The following is a 21,961-nucleotide window of genomic DNA, read 5'->3' as shown; positions in this document are numbered from 1 at the left end:
TTCTTTAGTCTTTTTTGACAAAAAAACCTGCAATAGCAGAAACTGCTAAACCCACAAAAGCATACCAAAGAACAGTGAAAGGAATGGAAAACATGGGATGGGAAAATTTTCGCATCATACTGATGGCCTTTTCAATTTGGTCATCACTCATACCTTGTTCGATGAATTTTTCTTCTTGAATAAGGATGACTTGTTCCATCATTTCGGGATTGATGTATTGCATATAGATAATCGAAAAAAGACCGAGGATAAAAGCCGCTATTACTGCAATCAATACACCGACACTGATGACTTGACCATGATTGATAAATCCTTGATTGGCTTGGTCTCTATACTCCAAAATACCTGCAAGCATACCGCCAATTAGCACCAAATATCCCAGCACTTGAGCCAATGAGGAAGTATCCATTTCTAAAAGAAACAAAATGATGGTAAACAGGATGCCAATGCCAGCTACAATCACTCCATATCGAAGGGCAATTGGAAAAATTGGAGCTTTGGGAATGTTGAATGGTTCACTCATAGTTGCTATTTTTTGAATTTGAGTAAAAGGAATGGCAAGATAACAAAAAGAGCACAAGAATAATTCCCTACTCAATATAAAACTTCCCTGCCATTTTTCCTTCATCTGATCGCAAATTCCAGTAATACAGCCCTTTAGGAAACTTACTGCGAGGAGTAAAATTCACCGTAAAGCGATTCGTGCCAGCTTTCATTGTACCAATATAGACATCCCCCAAATCGTTCACCTGCGTTTCAATCACAATCTCCGCATCCTCTTTGAGGTTGTCTTTTAGTACCAAAGTCAGCATATTTCCCACAATCGCATTTTTGGCGGGAGACAGTATTTCCGTAAAACCATTGCCATTGTAGGTTTTTTTCACACGCAGTTCCCGCTTCAAAATCACCTGTCCAGACGATTCCTCCTTGATTTTGTCCAAGCGGCTTTCATTGATATTGGCAACCTCTTTATCTTCCTTGTCTTTATCCTTGTTTTTTCCAAACAAACCTCCTCCTTTATCCTCCTTTTCATCTTCTTCTTCTTCCTCATCCGCATATCGACTGCTACCAGTCCCATTGTAATTCGCAAATTCAACCGAACTTGTTTGTTCTTTCAATTCTTCACGAAGCTGCTTCACCTCTTCTCCCAGTTGCTTCAAATCTTCCAATTCCTCCTTATGAGCTGCAATCTGCTTGCTCACCTCCCAAAAAACATCCTTCTGCAAATCATTGCGTGCATCCGACCGAATACTTGCCCTATCCCGTTCCGAAAGATTCACCTGCACCAACTTCAACATAGACTCCTCCAACTTAGGCATTTTGTGCATCGCCTCCTGCAAATTCATCACCGTATCCTCCGTGATATTTGCGCCCACCACATAGACCTTCAATTCGTGAACATCTGCTTCTTCCACTTCTTCCCAATCAATCACCTCTCTATCCTCATCTACCACCCTGCTTTCCACAAACTTATTGATAGACACATTTCGTCGGATGTGGTCAATTGTATCCAAGAGAATGAAAATACTTGGAATCGTAATCAAAACCACAAAAACACCAATCATCCAATTCGTTTTGCGACCTTCCTCTGCGCTAATCGGCTGCAATACAGGAAACTTCATAATCCGCACAAATACAAAAGTCGTGGTCGAAATAATCACCGCATTGATAAAAAACAAATAAAATGCTCCTCCTGCAATGATAGGGTCTGCAATCGCCAAGCCAAAACCCACCGTACAAAGCGGCGGCATCAAAGCCGTAGCAATAGCCACGCCTGGCAGTGCATTCGTTTTGTCCTTGTGCGAACCCGCCACAATACCTGCAATACCTCCAAAAAGAGCTACCCCAACATCCAACAAAGTCGGTTTGGTTCGAGCCATCAACTGATCAGTTGGCACACCCAAAGGGGTAATCAAAAAATACAAATAGCTCACCAAAATACTGGCAACCATTGCAATAAGCAAACTCCGAGTTGATAACACAAAAGTTTCTCTGTCATTAATGCCAATCGACAAGCCAATACCCAATATAGGCGACATCAAGGGTGAGATTAACATCGCTCCAATAATGACAGCAGGAGAATTTTGGTCGAGACCAATAGATGCAAGCATTGCAGCCGCAATTAAAATCCAAACATTGTAGCCCTTCAATTGAGTATATTGCCGAATCGAGTCAATCGTGCCTTGTTTATCGGTTTCTTGGCGAATGTCGAAGAGTTCAATGAGTCTTTGTCGCAAAAAGACAAAAGGGGAATCCTTGAAGTTTGAATTGGTAGAGTTGCCCATAGTAGTAGTAATTTTGGGAGTTTAGTGAATCACCTTCCAATTTAGTCATTAATAACAAAAGAAACAAAAGTGTAAGCAGCGAAAACAGTCAAAAATAGTTTTTTAATTTCACTTATTTTACCGTAGTTTGTTTACATTCTATTCCTGATAGTCATTAATAGAAATAAACCATTTTTATGTTATCTCAAAACCTATTGAACCATGAAAAATTTCCAATCCTTTTTATTTTGTTTGACCATTTTCACATTTGCTTTGTTATCGTCTCATTCTTTGTTTGCCCATCAAAATTTTGAAAAGGGTGATAAAGTCGAAATCAAGTTGAAGGTCAATAACCAAGAGGTCTGGATTGCAGGCACTTACTTCAAATTCAAGAAAGGAAAACACTTGGTCGACTACACCTACGATATTGACGGTTGGAGAGGCGGTGGAGAATTGCAGCCCTTCAATGACGATGCTATCCGACCTTTTACAGGCAACATTACCACTACTTTCAAAACCGAAACCGAAACTGCAAAAAAAGAAACGGAGTCAGAAGAGAAAAAAACACCTTATGAAAAAGGGGAAAAGGTGGAAATCAATATCCCTGTGAATGGTCAAGATGTTTGGATTGAAGGCACTTATATGATTTTCAATAAGGGAGAACATCGAGTTTCGTATCAATACGATATTGACGGTTGGAATGGATATGGACAATTGAAGCCCTTTGATGATGAACACATCCGACCTTTTACAGGCGATATCACCACTACTTTTTATGCAGATGCGCTCCAAAAATCTTTTGCAGTAGGGGAAAAAGTTGAAGTTCTTTTGACGGTCAATGAAAAACCTGTTTGGGTAAAAGGCATTTACAGTCAAGTGTATGAAGGCAAACACCGAGTGTCGTATCAATACAATATTGAAGGAAAAAAAGGAAATGGCAACAATATGCCTTTTGACGATGACCACATCAGAGCTATTCCAGAGGATGATGGGTTGAAAACGAATGAATAGTACTCAATAAAGCCTTAGCTTTCATAGCTAAAGCCCATTTTACAGGATTTGTGAAATGGGCTTTTTCTGTGCATTTCCTTCAATAAATCCAAATTTCACCGTATTTTTAAAAATCGCTTCCATTCTATCAAAATTACACAACCATGAACCTATCCAAAACCTGGCTCGGCGATTTTATCAACCTACTTTACCCCGAAGTTTGTGCCGCTTGCAACCGCAGTCTGCAAACACACGAAGATGTGATTTGTATGCACTGCCGTCACAGTTTGCCGCAAACCAACTTTCACCACGAACCCGACAACCATGTAGCCAAGCATTTTTGGGGTAAACTGCCGATACAAAATGCAGCCGCTTTCTACTATTTCAGCAAAGGCTCAAGAGTCCAACAACTGATTCACCATTTGAAGTACCATGGACGGTCTGAGATTGGAGTGAAAATAGGTAAAATGTATGGAACAAAACTATTGGAAGCCGCTGCTTTTCAGGACATAGATTTGATTGTACCCGTTCCGTTACATCCCAAAAAGCAGCAAAGAAGGGGCTACAACCAAAGTGATGTTTTTGCAGAAGGTTTATCTGTGTCTATGAATGTTCCCTGGAGTGCAGATGCCTTAAAAAGGGCAGTTTTCAGCAATACCCAAACCCGTAAAGACCATTTGGAGCGTTGGGAAAATGTCGAAAATATCTTTGAAGTAGCGCATCCCGAGCAGCTTCAAAATAAACACATTTTATTGGTCGATGATGTGGTGACAACTGGCTCAACTTTGGAAGCTTGCGCTCGGCTTATTTTGGAGGCTGAAAATACCCGATTGAGTATAGTGACTTTGGCTTGTGCAAGTCATTTGTAGTACAATGTCTTACCAACAATTTTCAATTTTGGCAGCGGTTGAGAAGTATTTGAATTTTGTCCCGATAAGCCTTCAAAAAAGTATTTGCGGAAAATCGCAACATATCGCTATTTTTGCAGTTCAAATTTGGAACACAGGTTTTGCATTGCAGATAAGCTTGATTTCATAGATAACTTGGATTCTTTGCAGAAAGGAGCGGAATTATTTTTGACAAAAAAAGCATCTGCGCCATTTCTGTGTGTTCAGAGTCATCTGAGGTTAATTTTCACTCTATGTTTACAATATTTCTCAAAGAAATCAACATTTTTTTCAGTTCGCTCACAGGTTACATTGCCTTAGCGGTCTTTTTCGTCATCACAGGACTGTTCTTGTGGATATTTCCCGACACCAGTTTATTAGATTACGGGTATGCCACTTTAGACTACTTGTTTATCCTTGCACCGTGGATATTCATGTTTTTGATCCCAGCCATTACGATGCGTTCCTTTGCCGAAGAAATCAAAAGTGGAACGATAGAACTCTTGGCTACTCGACCAATTACCGACCTACAAATCATTCTGGGTAAATACTTTTCCTCTTTTGTGCTGGTCATTTTTGCATTGTTGCCTACACTCTTGTACTTCTACACGATTTACAGTTTGGGTTCACCCGTTGGCAATATTGACACAGGGGCAGTATGGGGTTCTTACATCGGTTTGTTCTTATTAGCAGCCTGTTTTGTGGCCATTGGCATCTTTGCATCTGCGATTACCTCCAATCAAATTGTCGCCTTTATTCTGGCGGTATTTCTCTGCTTCTTTTTCTTTCAAGCCTTCGAATACCTCAGTCGACTCAACATATTTTACGCTACCTTCGACAATCTTGTAGAACTCATTGGCATCAATGCGCACTATACTTCCATCAGTCGAGGAGTGGTAGACACGAGAGATGTGGTGTATTTTTTCTCGTTTATTTCTATTTTTATTCTGCTGACCAAAACGGTTTTGGAGAGTAGGAAGTGGTGAATGGTTACATGGCTGTATGGCTAAATGGTTACATGGCTGTATGGCTAAATGGTTGAAAAGTAAAATGAAACAATTCAACAATGAAACAATGAAGCAATGAAACAATTCAACAATGAAGCAATTAAACAATAAATACCAAGCCATACTCCAAGTCGTCCTTTTACTCGCAATACTCATTGCAGTAAATGTATTGGCTTCAACGGTTTACCAACGAATAGACCTCACCAAAGAGGGGCGTTTCACTTTGACAGAAGCGACCCAAAATTTGCTGTTGGATTTAGACGATGTGGTGTATGTGCGGATATATTTGGAGGGTGAACTCAATCCTGGATTTCGGCGATTGCGGAATGGAACTTTGGATATGCTCAACGAATTTCGGGCGTATGCAGGGAATGATTTGGAATATGAATTTATTGACCCCATTGGAGGAACATCCGTTGAGGAGCGAAAAGCTATCATAGATCAATTGTCTGAAAAAGGGCTGCAACCCACAAGAGTTTTTGAGCCAGATGGTTCAGAAAGTATTTTGTTTCCAGGCCTAATCGTTGCCTACAAAGGGCGAGAATTGGCCGTACCCTTGTTGTTGGAGCAACTCAACCGTCCGCCACAAGAAACACTCAACAATTCCATTGCACTGATAGAGTACAACATAGCCAATGCCATTCAAAAATTGCGGCGCCCCACCAAGCCTGCCATTGCTTTCCTTGAAGGACATGGTGAACTCCCTGCCCCCGAAGTAGGTGACATGACCGCAACACTTGAAAACTACTATGTTGTCAATCGTTTCGACATTACCAAAGAACTCTATATTCCGCCTCGCTACAATGCCGTTATCATTGCCCGACCGACCAAAACATTTGAGGAGGTCAACAAATTCAAGATTGACCAATACATCATGAATGGTGGAAGGGTGCTTTGGCTACTCGAAAACATGGCAACAAGTTTGGACAGTATGCAGCGAGATGGAGGCAAATTTATTGCATTGGACTATGGATTAGACATTGAAGATCAACTGTTTCGTTATGGAGTACGGATCAATTTCGATTTGATTCAAGACCTTCAATGTACCCAAATACCGCTGACCGTTGGCACAGATCAGTTCGGCAATGCCCGACAAATGCGTTTGTTTCCGTGGCCCTATTTTCCTGTCATTAACTTGGCCAACAACGAACATCCTGTCACCAAAAACCTCAATGCAGTTCTTGGTCAATTTGTAGCTACTGTGGACACGATTCAAACCAAAGCTGCTATTGAAAAAACGATTTTGCTGACTACCAGCTCTCGAACCCGTGTGATGCCTGCGCCAATTATGGTGGATGTGAACGATGTACGACAAAATCGACAGGTGGACGACGCTCGCTTCAATGCTGGCCCGCAACCCATTGCAGTAGCGTTGGAAGGTGTGTTTCCTTCTCCCTTCAAAAACCGCTTGGCTCCCGAAACCATTGCCATGATTGACACCATTGAAGGTGTAGATTTCAGAGAGGAAAGTAAACCGACTCGAATGGTGGTCATTTCGGATGGCGACATGATTCGCAACGATTATGACCCTATCAACAACCGCATTAGTCCTTTGGGATATTACAAATTCACCAAAGAAAACTTTGCCAACAAAGCTTTGATCCAAAATGCGGTAGAATGGCTAACCGATGAAAATGGTATCATTGCAGCTCGATCCAAAGACATCAAATTGCGGCTATTGGATGCCCCAAAAGTGAAAGCCGAAAAAACGACTTGGCAATTGGTGAATCTTGGGATTCCCTTGTTGGCACTATTGGTATTTGGGATTGGGTACAATTATGTGCGGAAGCGGAAATATGCTTCGTAATACTTCAAAACAAAAAAAAACATGAATAAGACTGCAATATATTTACTTCTTTTCTTTGCCATAGCTCTTGCTGCATGGTTCGGAATCAACAGTATAGACACGAATACGCTCAATAAAACGACCGCAGCTTTTGCGCTCACTGACACCGCAGCCGTCACCAAAATTATCATTGAAGACAACGAAGGCAGAAAGCTGCAATTGGATAGAAAAAATGGCTGGTGGCAGGTCAATCGTGGCTACAAAGCCCGTCCCGATGCAGTGGAGCGTGTTTTGATGACCTTGATCAAATTGCAGGTGAAATACCCTATTGGAAAAGATGCGTATGAAAGTACAATGAAGAATTTTGAAGATCCCATTAGACGGGTTTCTATCTTCAAAGAGGACAGTACACAAGCTTCAAAAGTGTATTTACTCGGTGGCGCACCACACACCCGCAAAGGCACTTACATGATGCTCGAAGGTACGGAGGATCCGTATGTGGTACATTTGTTGGGGCATGATGGACACTTGATGACCCGATTTTTTACGATTCCCGAAACTTGGCGGGACCGAATGTTGATGAACTACAAGGCATCAGACATTGCAGGTGTAAAAGTGGAATATCCTCATTTTGAAGAATCTTCTTTTGAGTTGAAAGCCATTGCAGATTCTTTTGAAGTAGAGTCTTTGGGCGGCAAAGTGGCGATTGCAGCCAGTGAAAAACTGAACAAACCTGTTACCATACAATTTCTCAAAAGTTTTGAAAATGTATATTTGGAAGGCTTTGAAAATAGCTATCCGCATATTGACTCTGTTCGGGCATCCAAACCTTTTGCCATTCTGACCATCACTCCCAAAAAAGGCAAAGAACAAAAATTGACCGTTCACTACATGCCTATCAACCGTCGCAGCAAATTGCAGGTAGATGAAAATGGGCGAGATGTGCCTTTTGATGTAGATCGCTTTTTTGCATTTATCAATGACGGTAAAGACTTTGTGTTGATTCAACGAAGGAGTTTTGAAGGGATTTTCAAACGGTTGGAACATTTTTACTACACGCCTGTCGTGGAATAAATTGAAGCCAAAACTTCCGAAATATATCTCCAAAAAATGATTGGGTTTTATCGTTATTTCTCTTTTCTTCAAAGCGAAAATTTCGGAAGTCTATTTCACAAAATCTCAAAATAGTTTTTCAATGAAAAAAAGATTTACCCTTTCTTTATTGATTCTCAGCAGTATTTTTTGGTTCCTTGCCTGCAATGAACCTTCTGCTACTACTTCAACGACTGAGCAGACAGTAGAAAAAACGATTCAAAAAGTAATGGTTGATACCAGCACTTTTGCCATTGAAGGTATTGACTACCTGCCTTACAAATATGTGGCACGAACTGCCATCCCTCCTAAACCTCGCACCCGAAACATCACAGGCGGCGAAGCGATTGCAATAGCTGAACAATGGGCTGCCAATCAAGGCTATATGACCAAGCGTGTGACCAAAAAAGGAATTGTATTGGAACAAGGTGAATTTGCCACCGACACAAACGATATCATCCGAAACCGCTACAATACCTTGCAACCCTACGCCTTTGGAGTGCGGCAATATGGTGGTGACCAACCTAAATGGGCAGTTGGATTCCAATATGTGCATCCTGAGAACAATATCGGTCGTGCTGTTTCGCTTGATATGCGTGGAGATACTGCCATCATGCAGCCAACGGAGGTGAGGCAGGATTGGATATTTGGGGAGGATTGATAGGTAAGTTCAAATGCAAAAAGCCAAGTAATTTACGATAAATTACTTGGCTTCAATTATTTGTGGAGAATAGCGGAGTCGAACCGCTGACCTTTTGACTGCCAGTCAAACGCCATCCTTGTATAATCTCCTCAAAGTCAAGATGTATTCTTTTAATTTGCTGTTTGGTACAAACTATTTACAAACATTTAGCTTGATTAGGAAATTGAGTTGTATCATTCTCTTCGTCAAATATAGGAATAATTCAATGAATAGGATTGTATTCTTGTAAGATAAATGAGGTATAAATGTTCTCTAAGCTCTTTTAGGTAGTTTACTAATCAGTATTAGACTTTGGACGAAAAGTTGTTCAAAAAAAATAGGCAAAACTATTGCATAGTATATTGTGTGAAAAACATACCTATAGCAGAACAGTTTTGCCATGATATTTTAAATTCAAACATAAAGCGTGCCAAGGCTTTAGTGAATATATTCATGGCATTGGGTAGTGAGAGAACTGCCCCCAAACCGACACATCTGAGTTTGAGTCCATTTTTTCAATATCATTACTCGATACTGGGAAAAGTAATGGCATCATTTGGCGAAGAACTCAATGCAGAGGACAATTTACAGCTAAAATCAGAATTGCAGCAAATATTTTTCAAAAAAAAGTCTCTGCAATCAGAGTATAAACTCTCTACTGATTTTACAACGATACGAAAACCTGAGTCTGCAACATTAGAAAATCGTGGGTTCGTCAATATACCTAATAGCCGTATTTACGGAAACAAACCCATAGACATTGGGTACTATATTTCGTGTCTCAATCTGCATCTGTATGATGCTAACCACCCTTCTGCTTGGAGTATTCCACTTGATAATCTTCGGGTAGATGTTCAGGAAGATAAAATATCAGTTGTGGTTCAACAACTATGCAATTTATTGGAAGATGAAAATCTACCCTTTGCTGAAAGTGAAAAAGTTGTCAATACTTCCGATACAGGTTACAGCGTTCCTGAATTTATCAGTCCACTTATTGAAAAATTCGATAACCTACTTTTAATCAGTAGATTGCGATACGGAATAAAAGTTTACAAGCCTTACATTGGCGAACAAAAAAACGGAGGACGAGACAAAGCGTACGAAGATGACCCTTATTATTTGCAAACCGAGCGGGAGCGTATGTTTAAGCACCCTAAGACAAAGAAATATTTTTGTAAAGCCCAACGTCCCATTTTTGATTTGCCCATGGATGATGAAGTAGAATACGAAACCACTTTGGCAAAAGGACGCAAAATCATTGTTCATATTTATCGTTGGAATGATGTGCTTTTACGTGGTAAAAATGACTATAAAATGGAGGATAAACCATTTGATTTAGTCTGCATTCGTTTCATAGACAAACAAACAGGGGCTTGTTTGTTCAATAGGGATATGTTTGTTGGTGTATGGGGCAAAAATCGTAGCACACATACCACACGTGAAATTCAAACCGATTATAGACATCGCTATGACATTGAGGCACATAATCGATTTAGCAAACAGCAGTTATTAGCCGATAAATACCAAACATCCAACGTTGAGTCTTTGGATGCTTGGATATGGACAGTACAACTTACTTATTGGCTTTTGTACTTTGCCTCCACAAACACTGAAGTTTGTGTTAATCCATGGGAAAAGTATCTGCCAAAAGTAAAAAGGGCACAGCAGACGTGTGAAAGAAAGTCTGTTGCGATGACCCGAAAAGGGGCAAAAAGACTTTTTTCTACTTTTGATACTCGCCCCTTCAAGCCTCAAGAGTCTAAAAATGGACAAGGGCGTAAAAAAAATACTGTTTTACCAAAGAAAACAAAGCACAAGCCAAGACGAAAACTCAAAAATGAGCAAAATTGCAAGCAAAACATTGAACAAATCAGATAAAATATAAGAAAATATCACTATGTCACTCTCTCAGCCAACGGTTGAATGGAATTCTTTTGTCCAAAGTCTAATAATCAGTATAAGTATTGAGATTTATAGTTATCTTTGTTTGTAACGTAAATAACAGCAAAAAATATTTATTTGATGGAACATACCTACCCATTAGTGATATTTCCAGAAGGCTTGAAATATATAGCAGACGCTAAGCCTCCTTTACCTTCTCGCCCGCAAGAACCAAAAGAACCTACTTTACATAAACCTCAAGAACCAAAAGAACCTACTAAACCAGATGAACCAATGAACTCGCTTGGCTGTGGGCTCTCAATTATTGGATTCTATGTATTGGTATATTATTTTTTAAAGTCCCTATCTGAGTTTAATAGAAACCATACCATAGATACTATTGCAGAATTCTTTCCCTTTAATATATTGTTTTTTGCTGGACCTTTTTTAGGTGTATTTTTAATTTATGGTCATTTTAAATATAGAGATACAGAAAAAGAAACGCACTATAGAAAGTTAAAAAAATATGAAGAAAACAAAAGGATTTATAAAAACAAGTTAAAAAAATATGAATATGACTTAGCTAACTATAAATTAGATTACCAAAATAGAATGGAGTCCTATCAAAAAAATGAATACAATGACTTCTTGAGTAAAGTATCAAAGTTTGAAGAACATAAAAAATATTTATACTCTCATGAGTATTTATATAAGTATAGGAAAAAACTACTAAATGATTTTTTTGAAGAGGCTACGAAGCCATCTAATGCAGAAAATAAATACTTAGAGGGGGCATCTGAAAGAAAAATTTTTCAATTCCTTAAAGGTAAATCAAAAAAGTTTTACCAAAATTTAGCAATAATTGAGTACGAAGAGATAGAGGATTTTTATATGCCTGATATTGTTTATTATGATAAAAAAAATGAGCTTCTAATTGATATAGAGATTGATGAACCCTACTTAACTTCTGACGGCTCGCCAATTCACTGTATTGGTTCCGATGATTCTCGCAATGATTTTTTTATTAATCATTCATGGATAGTTATTCGGTTTGCAGAAGAACAAGTGGTTAAGTACCCCAATCAGTCTTATCGCTTCATTAAAAAGGTAATAAAAAAAGTTAAAGAAGTAGATTTTTCAGAAACAGAGTTTAGGTATAGGGTAGATATGTGGACAAAAAATGAAGCTTATAAGATGGCTTATAATCGATTTCGACAAAGCTACCTTAGGAGTAATTTATCTAACAGATTTAATGAAGAAACTTCTATCAATAAAAGACTTGATGAAGGTTTTGATGATACGAGGGATTTAGCAATCGAAATGTATGAAAAAAATATAACATATAATGATATTTTATTTGACGCAAGTATTGTAAAAGAAGATTCCTCTATTGTTCATGAAGAGCATGATAGTTTAAGCTTCTTGCAACCTAAAACAGGAGGTGGCTTTAAATTGTATACATACGCAAAAAAATATTATGATTTAGGCTTAAATGTTACTTGTATCCATGAAGAAGAAAATGAGTATAACAAACATACACAAAGTAAACTGAAGCATCCTGCACATAAATACATACATTTACATAACCAAAAACAAACAATATTAGAATTAATTTCTTACAATTGGACTAAAAGTGTTGGAGTGGGAACTGTATCTGGGTTTAATAGTTTAACAATTATAGACATTGATGGCTGCACAAATAGAGGATTTATTAAATTCCTACTAAAAAAACTATCATTACCTAAAAATTATGAATGGGTAACTTTAACTGGCAGTAAAAAGGGTTTCCATATAATTATTGAATCACCTAAGCCAACTAATTTAGATGAAAATCAAGCTGTGATGACATATGAGCCTGCAGGTTCAGTTAATCACCTATTTGAAAAAATTGAGTTACTTTGGAGAACCCATGTCGTCTTACCCCCATCAAAACATAAATCTAATGGTGAGTACTCTTTTGTTAACTCTTTTCCTAAATCAAAACCAAGAAAAGTTGATACAGCCAAACTAATGTCCGTTATATCGACTGTGGTAGAAGATGAAACTAAGATAATTGGGCTAACTTATCGTTATAATTTATAGGTTGTACAAATCAAAACCCTACCTCCTCCACAATCATCCCAAACTTTTGAGACAACTATAAGGAGGTACAGGCTCTTAAAATTTTGCTACGTCTTTTCAGTGGTTTTATATTTCTTCCCCGAAAAATAGCCGACTGTTGAGGAAAAGGAAAAACCGTCTCAAAAAACAATGCCTAAAAATACAGCATAAAACCTTTTTGTGTTCAATTATGTGTTGATTTGTGCATAAAATGACCTTTGAAGGTCGAAATAGACCTTGTAAGAGAGAATAATTGAGTTTTAATGCACTAAAAATGAGGCTTTTATTCAGTAAAATAAAGACCTCCAAGGACAAAAAGCGTTATATTTATATAAGGAGCGGCAAACAATTGAAGGTCAAAAACAGGCTAAAAGGGGGTTTTAGAGTAAGAGCAGGTGAATAAATCCATTTATCAATCCTTTTTCCCTAATGGGAATCAGATAAACTTCCTCACTCAACCTGCCTTTCACATACAATAAACAGTAATCAAGGTGTACACCTCATTTGTAACTTACTGTTGTTCTTTGTGCTTCAACTCAAAAACCAAAAGTCAGATTCTTCTTTGAGATTGGTAGCCAAATTCCTAATGAAACTCATAGCATTCACTCCTCTATCCAAAAAGGTATCAATGTAGCTGCTCTTATTCGCTCCTGTAAATAGTGCTTGAACGATAAGGCACAAATATTTGATATTGATTAAAATAAAGAGCTTTTTTTGCTTGAATTTTATAGTAGAAATTATTATCTTAGCAATTGCAATATTTGTATAATGTTAATTACGAATCAAATGATGATTTGTCTGTCTATGAGATTCGTGTAAAAAAGTATTACTATCTGATGCGTAAAGAATTTGAAGCACAATTACAATTGGATTCGATTCCTATTGGAGAGGTAGAAATAGATATGCGAAGCCGTCATGAGCTACCTCAACTATTAGCAGGATTACAGCATATTTTCACGAATGAAGCACTTCGAACAGCCGTTCTGAAAGTTTTATCTGAGGCTATTTTGTCAGAAAAAAAAGCGACGGGTCGTTTGGGAATGAGTTTATGGGAATTATTTGTTTTGGGTTGTTGCCGTCTAAATTTAAATATAGATTATGATAATCTACATGATTTATCGAATAATCACCATTCACTTCGAGGGATATTAGGTGTAGCAACGAGAGGTTATCTACCGAATGTAAAACATTATTGTTTGCAAACAATTAAAGATAATGTTGGTTTACTTACTGAAGATAACCTTAATGAAATCAATAAAATAATAGTTAATGAAGGTCATCAATTAAAAAAAAAGGAAGGTAAAATTTTAGAGTTGAATCTCAAAGCAGATTCGTTTGTAGTAGAACGTCATATTCATTTTCCAACCGATATCCGTTTATTGTGGGATTGTGTACATAAATGTATTGGTTTTATAAAGCTGTTAAAAAGCGTAGTAGACATATCAGGATTACGTAATTATAAATCAATACGTAAAAAAATAAAAAGATTATATACGCTTACAGCAAGAATACATAAACGAAAAGGTAATAATTATATAAAACGCCTTCAAGATTCGACAGAGGAGTATTTGGCAGCAACCTATCCTTTATTAAAGAAAGTGAATGATTTAGTAGAAGCTTTGAGTGAAATAATTGATTCAAAACCTCACTTAGCAACAAAGTTAGAAAGCTTGAAATATTATCGAGATATGTTAAAAAAACATATCGATTTGGTGGATAGACGTATTCTACAAGGCGAACAAATTCCTCATTCGGAAAAGGTATTTTCCATTTTTGAACCTGAAACGGAGTGGTTGAAGAAGGGCAAGGTGCACCCAAATGTAGAATTGGGGCATAATGTGTTGATTGTAACTGACCAATTTCACTTTATTGTTTATCACAAAGTAGCTGTAAAAGAACAAGATAAGGATTTAGTGATTCCATTAGGGAAGGAATTACAGGAACGCTTCAAAGAAAAGTGCAAATTGTATAGTATTAGTTTTGATAAAGGTTTCTGGCTGAAATCAAATAAGGAAGCGATGGAAAAAATATTCGATATAGTTGTGATGCCTAAAAAAGGAAAACCAACTATTGCTGAGAAAGAGGCGTACCAGGCAGATAACTACAAAACTTATAAGCGTAAACATAGTGCAGTAGAATCAAATATTAATGAATTGGAACAGGGTGGTTTGGATAAAGTAGCGGATAAGGGCTTGGATGGCTTCAAGAAATATGTGGCATGGGGAGTATTGGCTTACAATTTAAAGCGATTGGGCAGATTGTGCATGGAGCAGCAAAAAGCGAAAGCCAAGAAACTGCAAAAAGCGAAAAAACGAAAGCTCAAAAAAGCCTCTTGAGTTTCAAAATAGGCTTTTCTTTATAAATTGTTGATAAATAAGATTTTAACGTATTTCATAGGGGATTGTCTGCTCCGAAATGAGCGCAATGCAATGTATATCAGTAATTTAGAAAGAAATTGCCTCAAAACTCAAAAAAACATTCTCATAGATGTTTTTTTTTAATCTGTTTTTAATAAAAAAGCCTGTTTTCGTTCAGGCACTAAATAGATTGTAGAGATTCCACAAATGAATACTGCCATTCTCTCGTCTGCTGAAATTATCATCGTTGTAATACTGCCTCGCTATCGTAGTCACTTGGGAGTCATTCATCAGTAGTACAGGCAGATTGCTTTTCTCCTTGTGGGGTAATAGGTTGTATAACCTTGCTCGTCCTACCAATTGTGCAAACTGCTTTTCGGTGATAGAGAGGTCACACCAATCAAAGAAATGAACCAATTGCTGCATGGCATTAAAGCTTTTGAATAAGTCCAATATCTGTTGATACAGTTGTTCGATGCTGCGTACTTTCAAATCTCCTTTGAAGCCATCTGTGGAAATGGACAAGTTGGTACATACCGTATTCTTGTAGCCAATGAAAATCTTGAAGTGTTCGTAACTGCCTTTGGTGCTATATAGATTGTCTTGATTGTAGGCTTTTACACCTCCAATAGTCAATGTTAGATTTTGACCATTTACGACTTCTCGCATCTGTGGAAATTCCACCATAAACGCCATACGCTCGTAATACAGCGTCTTTTCCCATTCTTCCAACTCTTTGGCAGGTTTTCCTTTAGCGTCTGGTATTTGCCCTTTAATTGGGTGAGAAACGCTGACAGGATTCCTTACCTAAATCTAATCAAAAGAACCGATAATATAAATATCTTTGCTGCTGGGCATTGAAAGGGAAGCCTGATAAGGGAGCAATTGCTTTGAGAGATTTTGGGTCTAAATGTAGGTAGTCGCACTATCAAACATTTCCTTGCCAAGCTTTATATCGGAAGTCAAAACCTATTATAGCTCAAAATACAGAGGAGAATGGGCGGTTATCAGCCAGAATAATTATTTTTTCATCAATTAAATATTAATAATAATGAGTGAAGTAACTATGACTATCGTTATGAAAAAATATTTGTAATGACCTTTTACTTATTAGTATTTGCTATATAGTCCAAGATTAGAGTAGGTTCAGATTACAGGAGTGATGCAGACGTACAAAAAAATCCTAAAAATCAATTAATTTCTGTAAAAGTTGAACTTATAGGGTAATCAGTAAATCACTATCACAAACTCATTTTAACTAAACTTAAACTTCTTGTATCATGAATAGAATTCTCAAAGATTCAGATGTAACGATTAGTAAAATTAATGGTAATCCAAATTACCTATATCGAATAGTACATAATGATGGTAGTGCCTTCTTAGCTAAACGTTATCAGCCTGTAAACAAAGCTGTTTCAAGTAGTAATGATTTAACCACTAAAAATGAAGTATTGTTAGAGTTTATTGATGTGAAGCTAGAATAATCTCTAAATCAATATACTAAACTCACATTTTATCACCAATAAATAAACATTCGTCATGAAAAAAGTTCTTTATGACATTGACAACAAGGGTGAATCACCTTATTATTTAACTCTTAAATTAATTGAACGATGGTAACTAAATGGCTAATTGAATTTACAACTGATGAACAGTACAATGAATATCTTGATGATACATTGAAGAGAACATGGTACACATTGAATGATAAAGGTTCATCTGTTACATTGCACAGAGGTCATGCAACTAAAAGACACTGTGGAGGTATGAGTAAATACCCTAATGGTGAAGCAAGTCACATGACTCACAAGAAGATTGCAGCTGTAAGTGAAAAAATCCTTAAACAACACTGGGTAGATGTCTTAGGTCGTGATTGGAAAGAAGTTGAACGCTGTGAACTATGTTGCATGTAATGTAAATCTTATAATCACTACACTCACTTATTCCCTAAGTGGCTTAGTCTGGTCAAAATACTGCTTTGATTCGTGACAATAATTGAACCAAAAGCTTACAAAACCACCCACCAAAACCAAAACAGCCACAAACTTCTTTCTAAAACTTCCACATCATTCTTGTAGGGCTTTCCAAAGGAAGCCTAACAACTAACGCCATCTCTACCCCTCAAACACCTCCTTCAAAACCGCCTGCATCAACTGTTCTGCATGAACCCGACTTCCTTCAATTTCCTCCGCCAAAGCATCACATTTTCCTAAAAGAGCCTCTACTTTTTCAACGATGATTTTTTGTTCTTCGAGTGGAGGTAAAAAACTATACCGATTAAAAAATTACTTCAAATTAGCCTGTGCAAATTTTTCAAGTAGAACTTTACTGGGTTTATTGGCAAGAGAAACCATCCTATTTACTAACGCTACTGGAATAAGTGAATTATCATACATATCACACTTAATACTATCCAACGTATCAAGTATAGTGTCAAGTTTTAAATAATGGTTTTTATGAGGATTTACTATATCCTCCTTATTGAGAATAGGCAAGCTCGCTACATATACATTTCCACTTTTTGACTTATGGATTATCTTTCCACTATAATAAGAAGTTCCTCCATATAACGTTTTTGATGAATCCCCAGGTATAATATACTTGTAAATATAACTATTAGAAGCTAAAAGTGTATGCCCAGATTTAAGTTTACTTCCTGTTATTGGTTTCTCAAGAGCTAAACCTGTCTTACCAGAAGGAATTAGAATATTACTTGTTATTTCATGAGCATGGTCAACAAAATTTCCACTCTTTTCCAATCCTACTAAAAAAATATCATAGTTTGCATTTAGAAAATTAATTAATTTCCTCATAGGACGATGTAAACGAGCAGTTTGCCCAAAAAATGCTAAACTTCCATCTCTAATAAAAAGTATTTTACTTAGGAGTGTAGGTTGTATTTTAAGTATATATCGTATATAGTGTATAATGATTAATTGTTCCACAATTGAAGTAATATATCCTAACGCTCCACCAGCTCCCAACTCTTCATCAATTATTTCATGAATTCTGAATATATCAGTGAGATAAACTTTACCATCCTTAAAATCAAAGGTAAAATCAATATTCATATCTGTTTTATTAAGATTTAAAGATTTAATCTCTCCTTCATAAGGATTTTTTAATTCATAAATTTCAGCAGAAGATTTTGTATCATACTCTTCAAAAATTAACCATGAAAGTGTTTCTATCAACATAGCTCCTGCATCGTCCTTTTGCATAAAAAAGTCATATAAGGTTTTTCTAACAGAATCAACAAAGTTCTTCGATTTACTATAAGTAATATGCTTAGAGGGAAGCACCAGTTTTATTCTTTCTAAATCATTATATTTCGCAATGTCTTCAGGTGCAATAAACGGTTTTTCCGCTCCCAATTTTTTCCAATCATCTAAATCTAACCAAAATGCTCCAAATTGATAAAATGCAATACGTGATGAGGGAAAAGATTTTTTAACTTCAACATCGGTATAACCTCCATCTACTGTTATTATTATACTAATAGGGTTATTTTCCAATTCTTCTTGTTTTATGATAACTCCGTCATTTACTAAATCTATATTTTCATTTTCTTTTGGTAATTCACATGACTTTAAAAAAGCCTTAACATCCTTGTCATTAATTACTTGAGAATGATTTGACTTATGAGCATATTCATTTGGACGATTGCTTCTACTTGTATAAGACATTATTTAATTATTTACTTTCCTTATTTGCTAAAAATCTATCTATCTGTACAGGCACGACAAACGGATTCGTATAGGTTTTCATTTTTACAAAACCCTTATCATTGGTAGCACTAAAACGCACCAGAGAATCAGTGAAATCGCTGAAATCATAGTATTTTCTAATCTCTTTTAATTCATCTTCATTATTTAAATGTGCAATAAACCAGTTTTGAGTGTTTTTAAGAATATTACTACTAATTGAACTTGGTTCTTGAGTAGCATAAGTCATTCCTAAGTTCAGTTTTGCTCCCTCTTTTGCAATTCTATTGTAAATTTGACTTAAATCTTTATCATCTTTTTTAGGAAATAAGTTATGTGCTTCTTCAAAATAAAATTGAATGAAATTATTTGGTTGTGTCTTTATAAATCTCTTCATAGAGTCTTCAAAAATTTTCTGACTTATTTTTTCTGAATAGACACTCTGAGTATTAGAAGGTCCTTGAGATAAATCTATAATTATTATTTTCCCATCTCTTAAATTATCTACTATATTTTCTTCAAAAGATTTATCTTCTAAAGTATCTGTATGATAATCTACAAGAGGTCTAAATCGAAGATAACCGTTGTTATCTCTTGCTCCACCTGATTTTCTTTTTTGACTTAATAAAACTAATAATGCTTTTAAGTCATTGTCAGCCCATTCTTTAAGTTTTTTACTTTTATAATCACTAAAGAATTTGTGAGTAGAATAATTTTCCCAAATAGCTAAAAACCAGCTAATTGCCTCGTCTAAACTAATTCCTTTGGAGGGGTCAATAGCTTTTTCCTTATTCACCAATAGATTGAGCTCTTTATGTCCAGTAAACTTGACTTTAAATTTAGAAGGGACTTTAAAATTTGCTTTTTTTAAACAACATAGATATGCAGCTATTTTTCGTTCATGTCTTATTTTTTCAGATTGACTTGAATAAGTTGATAAAGATGTAAAATCCACACTTAAAAAGTCCTTTACAAATCCTGCACCATCATTTTGTAACTCTGTTTTTATAAATTCAACGCCTGCTAAAATATCGTTATAAAAATTCGTTTTCATAACTTTGAAACCCGTTTTTTGTATTACACTATATCGTATTACATCATCTTTATAGAGTTCAAAGATGGCTGTTCCATCGTCTTGCATATTTGCATTTGCATATTCACCATTAACATCAAAAATAATTTGCCCTACGGGATATTTTGGAGTACCTTCATCATCAAACATCGCCAAATTATTCTCTACTTTAAATAACCCTTCATTTGGAGTTGTTTCATCTGGTAAGTTCTTTGTTGCGGAAGTAGATATTTCAACGGTTGCTTCAATTATTTTTTTTATAGTATTTGACTTTCCAGTTCTTGTCATTCCAAAAAGTGCTGTGCGTTTACCAAGAAAATCATTGGGGCTAACATATACTGCAACATCGGAGGTCAAGTTCTGAAATCTTCTACTTGAACTATACCTAACTTTGCCTATTTTAAACTCACTATTACTACCTATAATAGCATTTTCTTTATCCCTTTGGTTCACAATTGCCTTCAATACCTCATCAGTCCCTTTATAAACCTTATAATTATTCGCAGAATAAAAATTCTCTACATCTGCCCCAAATTCTGTTTTATAACCTATGATTTTGTCATCTTCATCTTTTATAGGAACTTTATAGAAAACTCCAAGTATTCTACATTCTAACCCTGAAAAACTAAACTCATATCTTGTAAAATCATCTAAATTCCCTTTGCTTCCATTAACACCTGCTCTACCAGCTATGTTCATATTATCTTTATAATACGCAACCATAGAACGTATATTATCATTGTCCGTTGGTAGTATGCTTGGATTCAATGCTCTCAATAGAAGGGCTTCCTCAACATTTGATTCACCATCATAAAAAGCTAATAAAAAAGCTCCTTGAGGAATACCTTTCACTGAATATTTCCACGCATCACATGTCATTAGTTTAACTTGCTTATAGTCAATATAAAATGGTCTTCCCACAAAATTTTCCTGTATTCTTCCTTGTGCTAATATATCTATTGATACTTTATCTTTAATCTTACTCTTGATGCTACTCATTAGGCTTTAATTTTATGTTAGAATTTAGTTCTGGTTCTTCAAATCGTATCACTGATTGTTTTGCATAACTCTCCATAATCTCAATAGCTTTCCATCGCCTATTCAATTTTTCTGCAACGTAACCTGTTGTATTACTTCCTGCAAAAGGGTCTAGTATTAAGTCTTTTTCATCTGTTAAAAAATTTATGAAAAAAGCAATTAAGCCAGGATGCATTGTTGCAGGGTGACGTTTTATTCCTCTTTCTCTACAAACTTTAGTAAAATAGTCATTTGAACTTGTATTTGAAAGGCTTATAGCATTATGTGGTAAATTCTTTTTCTCTTGATTACTAACAAAATCAGTAATGTTATAAGGTAGTCGATTTTCTCTATTTTCTTCAATAGGTTCAAATTCAATTAGATTATGAGTTATACTTCCTCCATTATCTTTTAGAAATCCTGTTTTACTAATGTTATGTCCAGATGGTCTTGCTCCTTTATTATAATTTTGCCTTTCAAGTAATTTTTGCATGCCTTTACTATAAGGTCGAAGAATTTTTCTGTTATCAGCTTTAGGATTATCATTTTTAGCTATCCACCAAATATGTGTATAGCTATCAACAGTTCTTATTCTTTTTCTTGTTACCCATATTGCAGGAGAAGGCAAACGTGATGGGTTATAACATACAAATTCTTGTATTAAACGTAAGTTGGACTTCTTGACAAATGCTAATAATGATTCCAAATGTAAAAGCGATTGAACAGGGCGGTTTGCTTCCCAAGAATTCCCTATTTCTATTATTATTGAACCATCATCAGTAAGTAATGATTCAAACAACGGAGCTAAACTGGCAAACCAGTCTCTATACTCATCTCCTTGTAAGTTTCCATATTTCTTTTTGGCATTCAACGGGAATGGAGGAGAAGTAATAATCAGTTGAAATTTTTCTTTATAATAACGATTAAGCTTACCACCTAAAAGCTCAATAGAATCACCTAAAAGGAGTTCTCCTTTATCTGTTTTGTAATAGGTTTCTTGCATTTATTTATATGAGTAAAATATTAAGCCTAATTATTTTTAAATTCAACACTTTCAGTTAACTATATTATAATTAAATGGAGAAGCAAAGGTATAAAATACGTAACACTTAACGTAAACAT

At 36.1% G+C, this 21,961-nt stretch carries 17 protein-coding genes, 1 tRNA gene and 1 pseudogene; 11 read left to right on the top strand and 8 right to left on the bottom strand.

What is annotated here, in order from left to right; translation table 11 throughout:
* Positions 1–4 precede the first annotated feature (4 nt).
* The gene (locus tag R3E32_24170) at positions 5–523 is read right to left on the bottom strand and encodes a DUF4199 domain-containing protein (protein ID MEZ4887846.1); all 519 of its coding nucleotides are present in this window, start codon (positions 521–523) and stop codon (positions 5–7) included.
* A 67-nt stretch (positions 524–590) separates the two neighbouring features.
* Positions 591–2,285: a DUF389 domain-containing protein gene (locus tag R3E32_24165; protein ID MEZ4887845.1), complete on the bottom strand. Its 1,695-nt coding sequence runs from the start codon at positions 2,283–2,285 to the stop codon at positions 591–593.
* 201 nt (positions 2,286–2,486) lie between these two features.
* Between R3E32_24165 and R3E32_24160 the strand changes: the two genes are divergently transcribed.
* The 6 genes from R3E32_24160 (at position 2,487) to R3E32_24135 (ending at position 8,687) form a co-directional block, all read left to right on the top strand.
* Positions 2,487–3,275 (top strand): hypothetical protein, encoded by a 789-nt coding sequence (locus R3E32_24160; GenBank protein MEZ4887844.1) that lies wholly within the window; start codon positions 2,487–2,489, stop codon positions 3,273–3,275.
* 143 nt (positions 3,276–3,418) lie between these two features.
* On the top strand, positions 3,419–4,123 hold the full coding sequence (locus R3E32_24155) for a ComF family protein (protein ID MEZ4887843.1): 705 nt from the start codon (positions 3,419–3,421) through the stop codon (positions 4,121–4,123).
* Positions 4,124–4,395: 272 nt separating this feature from the next.
* Positions 4,396–5,127, top strand: a complete 732-nt coding sequence (gldF, locus tag R3E32_24150; GenBank protein ID MEZ4887842.1) for a gliding motility-associated ABC transporter permease subunit GldF — start codon at positions 4,396–4,398, stop codon at positions 5,125–5,127.
* A 112-nt stretch (positions 5,128–5,239) separates the two neighbouring features.
* Complete coding sequence (gldG, locus tag R3E32_24145) at positions 5,240–6,955, top strand: gliding motility-associated ABC transporter substrate-binding protein GldG (GenBank protein ID MEZ4887841.1); 1,716 nt, start codon at positions 5,240–5,242, stop codon at positions 6,953–6,955.
* Positions 6,956–6,976: 21 nt separating this feature from the next.
* Positions 6,977–8,008 carry a DUF4340 domain-containing protein gene (locus R3E32_24140; GenBank protein MEZ4887840.1) on the top strand — a complete coding sequence of 344 codons (1,032 nt, stop codon included), beginning with the start codon at positions 6,977–6,979 and terminating at the stop codon, positions 8,006–8,008.
* A gap of 121 nt (positions 8,009–8,129) precedes the next feature.
* Positions 8,130–8,687 carry a hypothetical protein gene (locus R3E32_24135; protein MEZ4887839.1) on the top strand — a complete coding sequence of 186 codons (558 nt, stop codon included), beginning with the start codon at positions 8,130–8,132 and terminating at the stop codon, positions 8,685–8,687.
* A 63-nt stretch (positions 8,688–8,750) separates the two neighbouring features.
* Here the strand turns inward: R3E32_24135 and R3E32_24130 are convergent.
* Positions 8,751–8,818: transfer RNA gene (locus R3E32_24130), tRNA-Ala, on the bottom strand.
* A gap of 331 nt (positions 8,819–9,149) precedes the next feature.
* On the opposite strand from R3E32_24130, the gene R3E32_24125 reads away from it, so the two are divergent.
* Both R3E32_24125 and R3E32_24120 read left to right on the top strand, forming a co-directional pair.
* Entirely contained in the window at positions 9,150–10,586 is a 1,437-nt protein-coding gene (locus R3E32_24125; protein ID MEZ4887838.1) for a hypothetical protein, read from the top strand.
* Positions 10,587–10,730: 144 nt separating this feature from the next.
* Positions 10,731–12,671: a bifunctional DNA primase/polymerase gene (locus R3E32_24120; protein ID MEZ4887837.1), complete on the top strand. Its 1,941-nt coding sequence runs from the start codon at positions 10,731–10,733 to the stop codon at positions 12,669–12,671.
* A 549-nt stretch (positions 12,672–13,220) separates the two neighbouring features.
* Here the strand turns inward: R3E32_24120 and R3E32_24115 are convergent.
* A complete protein-coding gene (locus R3E32_24115; GenBank protein MEZ4887836.1) occupies positions 13,221–13,370 on the bottom strand; it encodes a DUF3871 family protein in 150 nt (49 codons plus the stop codon).
* Positions 13,371–13,525: 155 nt separating this feature from the next.
* Here R3E32_24115 and R3E32_24110 point away from each other — a divergent pair, with 155 nt between their 5' ends.
* Positions 13,526–15,025: an ISNCY family transposase gene (locus R3E32_24110; GenBank protein MEZ4887835.1), complete on the top strand. Its 1,500-nt coding sequence runs from the start codon at positions 13,526–13,528 to the stop codon at positions 15,023–15,025.
* 195 nt (positions 15,026–15,220) lie between these two features.
* Here the strand turns inward: R3E32_24110 and R3E32_24105 are convergent.
* Positions 15,221–15,829, bottom strand: a pseudogene (locus R3E32_24105) (DUF3871 family protein).
* 497 nt (positions 15,830–16,326) lie between these two features.
* Between R3E32_24105 and R3E32_24100 the strand changes: the two are divergent.
* Complete coding sequence (locus tag R3E32_24100) at positions 16,327–16,530, top strand: hypothetical protein (protein ID MEZ4887834.1); 204 nt, start codon at positions 16,327–16,329, stop codon at positions 16,528–16,530.
* Between the two features lie 129 nt (positions 16,531–16,659).
* Positions 16,660–16,959 carry a hypothetical protein gene (locus R3E32_24095; protein MEZ4887833.1) on the top strand — a complete coding sequence of 100 codons (300 nt, stop codon included), beginning with the start codon at positions 16,660–16,662 and terminating at the stop codon, positions 16,957–16,959.
* A gap of 372 nt (positions 16,960–17,331) precedes the next feature.
* Here the strand turns inward: R3E32_24095 and R3E32_24090 are convergent, their stop codons facing one another.
* Genes R3E32_24090 through R3E32_24080 form a run of 3 tightly spaced genes read right to left on the bottom strand, consistent with a single transcriptional unit; the run spans position 17,332 to position 21,842 of the window.
* Positions 17,332–18,732, bottom strand: a complete 1,401-nt coding sequence (locus tag R3E32_24090; GenBank protein MEZ4887832.1) for a hypothetical protein — start codon at positions 18,730–18,732, stop codon at positions 17,332–17,334.
* Positions 18,733–18,739: 7 nt separating this feature from the next.
* Positions 18,740–20,821, bottom strand: coding sequence for a DUF87 domain-containing protein (locus R3E32_24085; GenBank protein ID MEZ4887831.1), 2,082 nt, complete (start codon positions 20,819–20,821; stop codon positions 18,740–18,742).
* Positions 20,814–21,842: a site-specific DNA-methyltransferase gene (locus R3E32_24080; GenBank protein MEZ4887830.1), complete on the bottom strand. Its 1,029-nt coding sequence runs from the start codon at positions 21,840–21,842 to the stop codon at positions 20,814–20,816. The genes R3E32_24085 and R3E32_24080 overlap by 8 nt, the downstream gene beginning before the upstream one ends.
* Positions 21,843–21,961 lie beyond the last annotated feature (119 nt).

The organism is Chitinophagales bacterium (assembly GCA_041392475.1).
Lineage (GTDB): Bacteria > Bacteroidota > Bacteroidia > Chitinophagales > UBA2359 > JAUHXA01.
This window is presented reverse-complemented; position numbering and strand designations above follow the sequence as displayed.